Here is an 11,593-nt window from a genome sequence, read left to right on the forward strand (position 1 = left end):
GGGCGAGGATGCCTGCCCGGCAAAACGCCCGTCGTCACAGAGATGGCCCGGCGATGCGGCATGCGAGCGTCCGCCAAAGCGGCGCGCTGCCGAACTGCGATGCTCCCGTGCTGGCCGTTCCCAGCACGGTTGCCCCCGCGCTGCGGCGATGTCAGCCATTCCAACACGCCCGGATCCACTCTGGCAACATCGACGATCCTCAGTGCATCCCGGCCCGACCACCCTGTCGGCACCACCAGAGGCCGCGCGCTTGATATTGGCTCGGATCGATGTATCGTGGGAACGCTCCCATCCCGCGTCCACTCACCTGCTCGAGGAGCTGACCATGTCGCGACAGCGTTGGCGCCCGGCCACCATCCTGGCCGGGCTGCTCGTTCTGGTCCTGTCTGCGTTCCTGTTACCACCGGCGCCGGTGGCCGGCACCGCCGCGGCCAGCACATCCCACACCCGCGCGGTGCCACTCGCTGAGTTGACCGTGGTAACCGAACAGGTGGCTTTCGGTCTGCAGCGTCCGATCGCGATGGCCGGGCTGCCGGACGGCCGGATGCTGATCGCGGAGAAGAACGGCACCGTCCGCGCCTACCACCCCGACACCGGCTTGGCGCCCGAGCCGGTGCTCGACCTGACCGCCCGGATCGACACGTCGGACAACGAGCGCGGCCTCCTCGGCATCACGCCTGCGCCGAACTTCGCGCGGACCGGGATCCTCTACGTGGCCTACACGAGCCTCCCGGCCGGCGCGCTGACCCTGGCGCGAGTGCCCATCGACGCTCCCGGGCGGCTGCAGGTGCTGCTCACCCAGGAGCATGCCGAGTACGGCAACCACAACGGCGGACAGGTAGCGTTCGGCCGCGACGGCTACCTCTACTGGTCCCTCGGCGACGGCGGCCACGCGAACGACCCGTTCAAGTCCGGTCAGAACCTCGGCACCCTGCTCGGCAAGATCGTGCGGATCGACGTCAACCGTTCCTGCGGGGGGAAGCCCTACTGCGTGCCCTTCGACAACCCGTTCGTCCGTGTGGCGGGCGCGCGGCCGGAGATCTGGGTCTACGGGCTGCGCAACCCGTGGCGGTTCTCCATCGACCCGGTCGACGGCTCACTCTGGATCGGTGATGTCGGCCAGGGCCTGGTCGAGGAGATCAACCACATCCGCCCATCGCAGCGTGGGGCGAACCTCGGCTGGTCCTGCCGAGAGGGCACGCCGGTCTTCGACCCGCAGCAATGCCGGTCGGGCGTGCGGTACACCGACCCGGTCTTCGAGTACGAGCACTACCTCACGGAGAACTGCTCGGTGACCGGCGGCGTGGTGTACCGAGGGTCCGCCACCCCGGAGGCGTGGGGGACGTACATCGCGAGTGACTACTGCTCGACCCTCGCGTTCGCCGTGCGCCCCAAGCCAACGGGCGGCTACGAGTCCGCCACGATCGGCAACTTCCCCACCCAGCCGACCGCGATCGACAGGGACGTGCACGGCGAGCTGTACGTGCTCAGTGACCTCCCGGGATGGCTGAGCCGGGTGCGGTTCGAACGGGTCCAGCCGGCCTCCAACGGCGGGCCGGCGAACCGCTGAACCTCGGGCCAATCCCTCCGCATCCGCGATACCCCTGGGGACGGCCGCGTCCGACCGGCCGTCCCCAGCTGGCAACATCTGCAGCGCTTGTCGCGGAATCAAGAGACCACAATGCCGCTTCACTGAGGACGGGCGACGCATCCCGCATCAGGAGAACCGCACCAATCCATGCTGTTACGACACCCAGCACCATGGCAAAAGACAGCATCATCAGCCGGGTACGAAGGACCTCAGCCGACCGACAGGGTCGACTCGCGCATCACGACTCGGCTCGGGAACTCCTCCGATGTCGGCGCACCGCCGTCGATGGCTTCGAAGAGCCGTTGGCCCGCCATGGCACCGAGTCGTTTGAGGTTCATGTCGATGCTGGTCAGGCGGGGCCGCGAGTGCGCGGAGATCGCCTCCCAGTTGTCGAAGCCGATCACGGAGGTCGTACCAGGCACGTCCCGTCCGAGGTCGCGCAGCGCATCCAGGACACCCCGGGCGATCTGGTCGCTGCCGCAGAAGATCGCGTCGACCTCGGAATGGTGCTCGACGACCATGTGCGCCGCGGCCCGCCCCCAGGACTCGTCCCACGACCCGAAGTACGGCCGCCCGCCAACCATGCTCAGGCCGGCAGCGGCGAGCGCCGCCGCTGCGCCCTCGGCACGATCCCGCGCCGCCTGGAACCCAGCGTCTCCGGTGATGTGGGCGATGTTGCGCCGACCGCAGGCCAGCAGGTGCTCGATGGCGAGCTGACCGCCTCCCACGTTGTCGACAGTGATCGAGACGTCGGCTGGATCCGAGGAGGGGGCGTAGACGTAGACCACCGGGACGGAAATGTTGCCGGCCAACGGTGGACGGGCGTCGGTGCGGGAGCCCACCACGATCAGACCGTCCACCCGACGCGACAGCAGCGCACGGACGTGATGCTTTTCCCGAATCGCGTCACCGCGCGCGTCGCACAGGAAGACCGACACCTGGCCGGCTCCGAAGGCGTCCTCCGCCCCCATCAGGATGGGAATCGAGAAGCGCCCCTCGAGGTCGCTCGTCAGGAGGCCCACGGTCCCGGTGCGGCCACTGAGCAAGCCACGGGCGAGGGCGTTCGGCGCGAAGGAGAGCAGCTCGGCTGCCTCCAGCACCCGGACTCTGGTGGTCGCCCGCACCTCGCTACGTCCATTGATCGCCTTGGAGGCGGTCGCGATGGACACCCCCGCGAGCTTGGCGACATCGGTGAGCGTGGGCGTGCGGTTGGTGGGGATCCCGGGCTCGTTGGCCATGTGGTGCTCCCTCCCGGCGACCGGCACAGGCGTGGTACGCGGCGACAGGCCGCCTCCGAAGTGCCGTGACGAGCACCCAGGCGGACGAGGATCTTCAGTGCCTTTTCGACGATGTTTCGGTGAGGGTTCGGGCACCGCGTTCTCCCGTCGAAGCTCTCACCTGGGCGGAACACTACACCGGCGAGCACTTGCGGCAAGTGTCAGGAATGCACCCTGCAGGTCCCTCCCGAAATCTCGGCCGAAACGCCACGTCGGCGGAGCCGGTCGGGTGGCGGGCCAAGCCGGACCCGCCACCCGATGTCCGGGCTACGGCCTTGGCTGGTCGCCGTCGAGCGCCTCGTACGGCGTCTCGATCTGGGCGGTCGCCGACCCACCGTCCACCGTCCCGGTGACCCTGACGGTCGCGCTACCTGCCGGCACCGACGTCCCGCGAGCGTTGAACGCCTGGTAGACGGCCTTACCCGGGGCGACGTCGGCCACCGTCCGCGAGCCGTACGGCGTGCTCAGCTCGATGGTGAGCGGCACGTTGTCGGCGTTGTGGGCGGTGACGGAGACGTGGGCGTTGGCGCCGATGAACCGCGTGTGGGCCCGCACCTCGACGTTCCACGCGGGTGGTGGCTCGAGTTCCCTGTTCGATCTGGCGGCGTACGAGACGACGAGATCCTTCTCCGCCGCGGTGAAGGCGCCCGCCGTGACGAATGCCTCGGCGGTCTGCGTGACGGTCGAGACGAACTGTCCGTGGTTGGCGAAGGGCGCCCGGTCCCACACCAGGTCGAGGAAGGTGGGGCCGTCGGTACCGGGTGAGGGGATCCCGGTCACCGGGATGTCGTAGTTCGGCAGGCCGTCATTGCGCCTGCGGTTGGGCACGCCGGTGTCGACCGAGCCGAACACGACGGTCGGCTCGACCCGCCGGAAGTAGGACGAGGCGGGCTGGGTGTCACCGATGTAGTACGGCCGCAGGGTGAAGCCGTGCGTGGTGAAGAGGCGGTCACCCGCCGCCGTGGTGCTCGTGTGGGTGATCGCCGCACGGGAGTAGTCTCCGTCGCGCTTGAGGTGCCGGTACAGCGAGAGTTCCCGGTAGTTCCCGACGCCCGGGTTCCCGAGGACCTGCATGAGGACCGGACCCCAGAAGATCGACTGTGTGTCGGGGCGGTCCAGCGCCCGCTCGATCCGGATGCTGAATGGCATCCGGATCTCGATGGTGTCGCCGGTGTTCCAGGACCGGCTCAGGGTCAGGTAGCTGCCGGGCGTGGCAGTGACGTCCTGAGCGGCACCGTTGATCGTGACGAAGAAGCCCTTGCGCACCCAGGCCGGCACCCGCAGCTTGATGGCGAGCGGGCCACTGCCCTGCACTGTCAGCCTGGTGCGGTCCTGGCGTGGGTACGCGGTCTGCTGGGTGATGGTGAAGCCTTTCTCGGCCCAGGTCAGCGTCGACGACACGTACAGGTTGACCCAGAGCGCTCCACCGTCGGCGGACTTGAAGTAGATCGTCTCCTGGTATTTGGTGTGGTTCTCCATGCCGGTCCCGCCGCAGCAGGTGCCGGTGTTGCCGTAGCTGCGGGTGGCTCCCGGGGTCAGCGGCTGGAAGTAGGTGACCTGTGGGTTGGTGACATTGGTGCTGTCCGCCCGCGAACCGGCGATCTGGTTGATCAGGCCGCGCTCGTAGTAGTCCATGTACGCCGGATCGGGCTCGTGGAAGAACAAATTACGAGCCAGCTTGATCAGGTTGTAGGTGGTGCAGGTCTCGGCACCGCCCTGGGCGATCGAGTTCGCGATGTTGTCCCGGTTCTGGAACAGCTCGGTGTTGTTGTTGGAGCCCGGGTAGTTGCCGCCCGTTCCCCCGTTGGCGTAGGTGCGGTGCGGTACGACCATGCCGAAGAAGTTCTTGGCGGCCTGGAGGTAGTCCTGCTCGCCGCTGTGCTCGTAGACGCGCAGGTAGCCGATGAACTGCGGCACGTGCGAGTTGGCGTGCAGCCGGTCCGGACGGCGACGACCGGGCCGGGTCTGTGGCGTCGTGACGAGGATGTCGCGGTTCTCGACGCAGGCGTCGAAGAGCGACTCCCGGTTGTCGAAGCGCTTGGCGGTGTCCAGGTGCTTCGCGTCGCCGGTGAGCGCGTAGATCTCGGGGAACACCTCGTTCGCGCCGCCGGTCTCGCCGGCGATGTAGAGGTCCCACATGTAGTTCAGGTTGTCCCGGGTGATCGGGCCCGTGTACGCGGGGTGGTTCTTGTCCCCGATGGTCAGTGCGAGGTGCGCCCACTCGGCCATCCGAACGACCACGTCGAGGGCCTTCTGGTTGTCGGTGTGGTAGTACGCGTCGAGCAGCCCACGCATGATCTTGTGCTGCGTGTACCACGGCGCCCAGGTGTTGGTGCTCAGGTCACCGCCGTAGACGGCCCACCGTGGCGGGCCGAGCCGGAGCACCGCGTCCTCGGGGATCGCGCCCAGGTAGCCGGGATGGGTCGGAACCCAGAGGGCTCCCCCGCCGCTCTGGCTGGCCACGATTCCGCCGTCGCGGCCGTTGGGCGAGGCGTCCCTGATCGTGGAACCGTCCTCCTCCTCGAACCGGTACCAGGCGATCGACCCGCCGCCGGTGCTCCCGGCCGCCGAGTCCAGCAGCGACTGGATCTCCTGCTGGCTCAGTGCCCGGTCGAAGATGTGGAACTCGTCGACGGTCGCGTCCAGGTACGCGTCGCCGTACTGGGAGCGCCCGATCCACCGGTTTCCCGGGTTTCCGAGGTCGGCCGGGCTGAGGGTCATGGCCGCGTTCTGGCCGGCCTGTTGACCGTTGACGTAGAGGGTGCCGGTGCGCTGGGTGAGGGTGACGGCGAGGTGCACCCACTGGTTGGTCGGCAACGCGGCGGTACCGTCGATCCGTTGTTCGCCACCGCTACCGCTGACCGTGATCGCGAACCGCGGCACGTTGCCGGTGACACCGGCGCGCGGGGTCAGGAACATGTTGACCGTGGTGTTCTGACCGAAGTCGAACAGCCGGCTCCAGTTCTGGGTGGAGGCGAGATTCACCCAGGTGGCGATGGTGAAGTCGGCGAGCTGGCTGATCGCCTCCTGGGGTAGGGCCACGTGCTGCGCCCGACTGGGGCCGTTCAGGCGGAGGCCGCTTCCGAATCGACCCGGCACCCGGCCGATCTGCGGTTCCTCCGGCTCCTCACCACCCGGGTCGCCCCCGCCCATCCGCGCGGTGATCGCGGCCTGGCACGCCGCGAGTTCGTCGACCATCCAGTCGAGCTTGCTCTTGAAGATCGGCTCGCCGTGGTCGGCGTACCCCTGCGCCAGGGCCGTCATGAAGTGGCCGGCCCAGTGGCCGCTGAGCAGCCCACCGTCCTCCCAGCCTCCGGGGACGGAGACGCCCGCCGGGTTCGGTCGGCCGGCCTGGTTGTTGAACAACACGAGGAAGCGCCGCTCGTCGAGCTGCCGGAGGTAGCTCTTCATGCGGTCGCGCTTCTCCTGGAGCAGGCCGTCGCCCAGCGTCACGTCGCGCAGCGGGAACGGCCGGACCGGGGCGGTGCCGCCGGGGCCGGGGTCGGCCGGGGTCACGTTGAGTGGAGTCGGGCCGGCTGGCGCCTCGGTGGCTGCGTGGGCGGCGGTCGCGGGGAGCGCACCCGCGGTGGCCACCGCGGTGACACCGATGGCGGACGCCTGAAGTACCTGACGTCGACTGACGGGCATCTCGTCGGAGAGAACCATTGCGGATCGTCCTTTCACGCGGGGGATCAGGAAGCTTGTGGCGCGTCGGCGGCGAGAGCCGGGGTCCGGGCTTCCGCCCGGCCTTCGTTCCGGGCGTCGGCGATAAGCTGCGCGAGTCGCCGCCGGCGTCGGCGCAGGGTGCTCCGGATGGCGAGGGCCAGGACGGCGAGGACGGCAGCCAGGGCCAGCTGCGGCCACGGCAGCGCCCAGATCGTCACGGTGGCGGTGGCGGGCTCGATCTGGGCACCGGCGGGGTCACCACCGAGGATGGCGGGGGTGAGGTCGACGCGGGCGCCGAGTCGTCCCACCGACCAGACGCCGTCGAGGCGAGCCTCGACGGCCCGGCTGCCGCCAGGAAGTGTCTCCTCGACGTTCGTCGAGGTGCGCCGTGCGGCCAGGCCGAGCGGGCCGGCGGCGGACGTCCGGCCGGTGGCGGCCACCGCGACGTTGCCGTCGTTCGTCGCGGTGTACCTGAGGTGGACCGTGCCGGCCGAAAACGGGTTCCAGGAGCGCTGGTACCGGGCGGTGAGGCCGCTGATCGCCAGGGACGCGGTGACCGTGCCGCTGGCCCGCAGCATGACCCGGAACCCGACCCGGCTCTCGACGGCGACGGTGCCTCCGGCGCTGGTGACCGCCGCCGCGATGCCGGCCGGGTGGTCCCCTGGCGTGGCGTCACGGGGGGCCGTGATGGTGAACGGCACCACCTTCGTCTGGTGGGGTCCGACGCTGACCGTCTGCTGCACCCTGATCCAGGTGCCGCCGTCCGCCGACTGCTGATTCGACGGAAGCATGTTGAAGCGGCCCTTGTCGGTGAGGTAGCCGTCGGCCGCCTTCAGCGCGAAGACCACCGCGCCGTCGCTGAAGTTCCGCACGGCCAGGTGCTCGGTCACCACCTGACCCGGGTCGAGCGTGCGCTCGACCCACCGGCGGCCGTCCGGGCCCTGTTGGTCGGCCGGCTGGACCGCCCAGGTCAGCGTCGGAGTCGTCGGTTGCGCCGCCGCGGCGGCGGGTGCGATCGGCACGGCGACGAACACCGCGGCCAGCACGGCGAGCAGTCGCAGCGGCGTCCGCAGCGAGGTCCGGATCATCGCGGGTCCTTCGACGGAGGGATATGACGGGTGGGGGCCGCGTCGCTGCGACCCCCACCCGTGTGTCACTCGAACAGGGAGAGGGTCAACGTCGAGGTGTACGAGCCGGCGGCGACATCCGCCGGGGTGCGCAGGTACAGGTCGGCGTCTACCGAGTACGCGTCACCGGTGACCGCCTCGGAGTCGAACGTCGACACCAGCAACTCCTGGTCGACCAGGCCCACGTTGTTGCCGGGCTGGGTCGGCTCGTCGAGGACGGTCACCACCTCCTCGCCTTCGGTGACCAGGCCGGTGTCGCCGCCGTCGATCAGGCGCGGCTTCCAGCCGAGATGCCCCGCGCTGATCGGCGTCTGACCGGCGCCGCCGGCGAAGTCGGTGGCGCTACCCAGCACGGCCCAGGCGCTGTTGTCGGGCACCTCCTCCGGCGTACGGGTATCGGTCACCGTCACCGTCGGCAGGCTGCCGACGAACTGACGGACCAGCAGGGTCGAGCCGTCCTCGGACAGCGCGACCGAGTCGCCGGCGATCGACATGGCGAGCACGCCGGGTTCGGCGATCTCCTCGATGTCGACCGTCACCCGCACGTCGGTGCTGTCGCCGGGCTCGGCCTGGACCGGCGCCTGCAACGCCACCGTCCCGACCAGCACCGCACCCGCGGCACCGGCCGCGAGCAACCGCCTACGGTTTCCTGTTTTCATGTGCTGCTCCATCGTCGCTAGTGGTTACGGGGCCTGACGGGGATCGCCGGCACAATCGGCGCCGGCGTGGTCTGCGGTGCGGACGACCGTCACGTCCGTACCGTTGCTGGGTCCGGTGGCCCGGACGGTCGCCGAGCCGGCCGGGATCGAGACCGCCCGGGTGGCGAACGACTGGTAGGCGTTCGCGCCGGGCGCGACGTCGGCGACGGACCGCTGGCCGTACGCCGTCTCCAGGACGATGTCCACCGGCGCGTCGTGGTCGTTGCGCGCCTGCACGGCGACGTACGCCCTGCCGCCGACACACCTCGCCTGCACGCTGACCGTGACGGGCAACGCGGGTTGGACTCCCGGGTCGTCGGCGACGACCCGCCACTCCGTGATCGCGACCGCGGAGTAGGTGGTGCCGTTCCCGTTGGCCCGGATCGTCGCCCGCACCCGCGCCGTGGTGACCGGATCGAAGGTGACGGTGTTGAACGCGGTGGTGCTCGTGCCGTACGCGGATGCGCCGGTCACGTCGCGCCAGGTCGAGGTCGCCCCGTCCCAGTACTGCAGCACCCACCCGTCGGGTTCGGCGACGCCGTCGCCGGTGCCGCGGTTGGAGTCCCGCCAGAACTTGAGCTCCGTGCCGGTGATGCGCACCGGTCGCGCCCAGTCGTACTGGACCCACTGGGTCGCCGGGCGGGTTCCGGACCAGGTGCCCCAGAGTTGCGCCTGGCTCGGGTTGGACGGGTCGGCGCCGTCGTTGAGGGCGGTGACGCTGTTCCAGCCCGCCGTGTAGGAGGCGGTCGGGGTCGCGATGGGCCCGATGTTGCCGGTGAGCGGCCCGGACAGGTCCGCCGGGATGGTGACGGTCTTCGCGGTCTCCAGGTTTCCCGCCACGTCGAGCGCGCGGAACGACACGGTGTGCCGGTTCGAGTCGGGTGCCGCGATGGCGCCGCTGTAGGCGGTCCACGCGCCGGTGCCGATGGCGTACTCGACGCGGGCGACGCCGGAGGTCGCGTCGCTCGCGGTCACCGTGACCGCCCGGGTGGCGCTGTCCACGGTGGCCGTGCTGGCCGGTGCCGTCGCGTCGATGGGTACCGGAAGGGTCGCGGGCGACGAGGCGTTGCCCGCACGGTCGGTCGCGGTCGCCCGGACGCTGTGCTGACCGTCGCCGGAGACGGTCACGTCGACGGACCGCACGGCGCTCGCGACGACCGGTTGGCCGTCGTCCACCCGCGACTCGATGGTCAGCCGACCGCCACGGTCGTCGACACCGGCGACGCGCACCCGCACCGCCGACCGGAACCAGCCGGCACCGCCGGCGCTGCCGCTCGGCGTGAGTGTCAGCGTCGGCGGGGTCTCGTCGCCCTCGGTGTCCTCCGGCGAGATGACCCTGACCTGCGCGGAGACGCGACCGGCGGCGTAGCCGAGGACGCTGCCCCCGATCGTGAACGTCCCGGGCGTCGCGACGTTCTCGGGCGTGACCGGGTCCCAGAAGACCGGCAGCCGCAGCGTCTCGGCGCCGAACGCCACCGGGAGACTGTCGGGCAGTTGGGTCTCCCCCACCTCCACCGTCATTCCCGGTGCGGTGACGGACTCCGGCTGTGCGGCGAGGACCTTCCACTCCTCCACTGCCACCGCGGAGTAGGTGCTGCCGTTGGTGGACGCGTCGAACACGGCCCGCACCTGGGTCGTGGTCACCGGGTCGAACGTGGTGTCCTGCCAACCCTGTGTGCTGGTTGGGAAGCCGCTCGGGTTCGGCACGTCGGCCCACTGACCGCTGTCGAGATTCCAGTACTGGATGCGCCAGCGGGCGGGGGCGGCGACGCCCGTGCCGGTGCCCTGCGGCTGGTCGTTCCAGAAGTCGATCTGCGACCCGGAGATCCGCATCGGCTGGTCCCACGTGTACTGCACCCACTGCTGGGGCGGGTTGTTGCCCGTCCACGTCCCCCACATGTCCGGTGGCAGCGGGTTCGACCGGACGATCTCGTCGTTGAGCGCCTTCACCCAGTACTGCGTGGGCACCGGCTCGTTGGAGACGGTGACCCTGGCCGCCTGGGCGATGTTCGCCCGCGGGGTCCGGTCGGGCCCCTTGACCGGCGTCGGTGTCACGAGCTTCAGCCTCGGCGGGCTCTGCGTGTCGTCCCACTCGACCGGGTCGATCGCGACCGACCGGCGGAAGTGGCCGCCGCCCACGGCGTCGGCGGTGTGGTACGCCATGTACCACCTGCCGTTGAACTCCAGGATGCCCGGGTGGCTCGTCGTCGAGGAGACCGGCCGGAGCATGGTGCCCCGGTAGGTCCACGGTCCCTCCGGCGACGACGCCGTCGCGTACGCGATGCAGGCGTGGTAGTTCGCGGGGGTGCACGGCGAGGTCGGGCCGGCGTTGTTCCCGGCGTACGCCATGTAGTAGGTGCCGTTGCGTTTGAAGGCCCAGGCCGCCTCGAAGAAGCCGGTCAGGCCGGTGACCGAGCGCTGGGTGGTGACCGGCGTCTTCATGTCCTGCTGGAGCTCGATCATCCGCAGCTGGCTGAACGAGCCCCACCAGAGGTACACCCGCTGGTTCGGTGCCGTGCCGTCGATGAGGATCGTCGGGTCGATGTTGTGGATGGTGTTGGCCGTCGGTACGCGTTGGGAGATGATCGGCCCACCCGCGTGGTCGGTCCACGGGCCGGTGGGGCTGTCCGAGACGGCCACGCCGATCGCGAACTTGTCGGACGCCGGGCTGTCCCGTTCGTTGATCGGTACGTACCAGTAGTAGCGACCGTCCACGCCCCGGACGACCTGGCCCGCGTACGCGCGCCCGGGCGTCGCCCAGGCGAAGACCTGTTCCGGGCGCATCAGCGACGGATAGTGGGTCCACTGGCCGGCCTGGACGTCTGCGGTGCGGAACGCGCCCCACTCGTTCATGATGAAGTCGTTGGTGGACGGTCCGGCCTGGTCGTGGCCGGTGTAGATGTAGAGCTGGTCCCGGCCGGTGTCGTTGCCGGGAGCGCCGGCCGGCACGACGACCGGCGCCGGGTCGGCCGAGTAGTAGCTACCGTCACCGAGGATCGGGTTGACGGTGTTGGTGAAGGTGTACGAGTCGGCCGCGTAGGCGGGCGCGGCGACCCCGACCAGGCCGGCGACGAGCCCGGCGACCGCCGTCGCGGCGAGCGCCCTGCGGACCCGGCGCGGCGGCCGGCGGGTTGGTGGGGCGGCGCCGCGCACCACGGTGGTGTTCACGGTGTCGATCTCCTCACTGTTGTCCGGAGGTGGTGGGGGGGGAAGGGGGGGGGTGGAACCCCACAA

Annotated in this window: 6 protein-coding genes; 1 reads left to right on the forward strand and 5 read right to left on the reverse strand. The window is 70.2% G+C overall.

Translation table 11 applies throughout. From position 1 onward, the window contains the following. The first annotated feature begins 325 nt into the window (after nucleotides 1-325). On the forward strand, nucleotides 326-1,570 hold the full coding sequence (locus ACTWLT_RS12030; protein WP_445318431.1) for a PQQ-dependent sugar dehydrogenase: 1,245 nt from the start codon (nucleotides 326-328) through the stop codon (nucleotides 1,568-1,570). Nucleotides 1,571-1,800: 230 nt separating this feature from the next. On the opposite strand, the gene ACTWLT_RS12035 is transcribed toward ACTWLT_RS12030, so the two are convergent. The 5 genes from ACTWLT_RS12035 to ACTWLT_RS12055 all read right to left on the reverse strand — a co-directional run bounded on the left by ACTWLT_RS12035 (nucleotide 1,801) and on the right by ACTWLT_RS12055 (nucleotide 11,527). After that, nucleotides 1,801-2,829: a LacI family DNA-binding transcriptional regulator gene (locus tag ACTWLT_RS12035; protein WP_445318432.1), complete on the reverse strand. Its 1,029-nt coding sequence runs from the start codon at nucleotides 2,827-2,829 to the stop codon at nucleotides 1,801-1,803. A gap of 306 nt (nucleotides 2,830-3,135) precedes the next feature. Then, nucleotides 3,136-6,534, reverse strand: a complete 3,399-nt coding sequence (locus tag ACTWLT_RS12040; RefSeq protein ID WP_445318433.1) for a beta-L-arabinofuranosidase domain-containing protein — start codon at nucleotides 6,532-6,534, stop codon at nucleotides 3,136-3,138. Between the two features lie 26 nt (nucleotides 6,535-6,560). Then, nucleotides 6,561-7,622 (reverse strand): hypothetical protein, encoded by a 1,062-nt coding sequence (locus ACTWLT_RS12045; RefSeq protein ID WP_445318434.1) that lies wholly within the window; start codon nucleotides 7,620-7,622, stop codon nucleotides 6,561-6,563. Nucleotides 7,623-7,687: 65 nt separating this feature from the next. Continuing rightward, nucleotides 7,688-8,320, reverse strand: coding sequence for a hypothetical protein (locus tag ACTWLT_RS12050; RefSeq protein WP_445318435.1), 633 nt, complete (start codon nucleotides 8,318-8,320; stop codon nucleotides 7,688-7,690). Between the two features lie 24 nt (nucleotides 8,321-8,344). Then, nucleotides 8,345-11,527, reverse strand: a complete 3,183-nt coding sequence (locus ACTWLT_RS12055) for an OmpL47-type beta-barrel domain-containing protein (protein WP_445318436.1) — start codon at nucleotides 11,525-11,527, stop codon at nucleotides 8,345-8,347. Nucleotides 11,528-11,593 lie beyond the last annotated feature (66 nt).

This window comes from Micromonospora yongxingensis, assembly GCF_052601155.1.

Excerpts from the sequence above, each read along its gene's own strand:
- ACTWLT_RS12030 (WP_445318431.1), top strand. The coding sequence starts at position 326 with ATGTCGCGACAGCGTTGGCGCCCGGCCACCATCCTGGCCGGGCTGCTC.
- ACTWLT_RS12035 (WP_445318432.1), bottom strand. The coding sequence starts at position 2,829 with ATGGCCAACGAGCCCGGGATCCCCACCAACCGCACGCCCACGCTCACC.
- ACTWLT_RS12040 (WP_445318433.1), bottom strand. The coding sequence starts at position 6,534 with ATGGTTCTCTCCGACGAGATGCCCGTCAGTCGACGTCAGGTACTTCAG.
- ACTWLT_RS12045 (WP_445318434.1), bottom strand. The coding sequence starts at position 7,622 with ATGATCCGGACCTCGCTGCGGACGCCGCTGCGACTGCTCGCCGTGCTG.
- ACTWLT_RS12050 (WP_445318435.1), bottom strand. The coding sequence starts at position 8,320 with ATGAAAACAGGAAACCGTAGGCGGTTGCTCGCGGCCGGTGCCGCGGGT.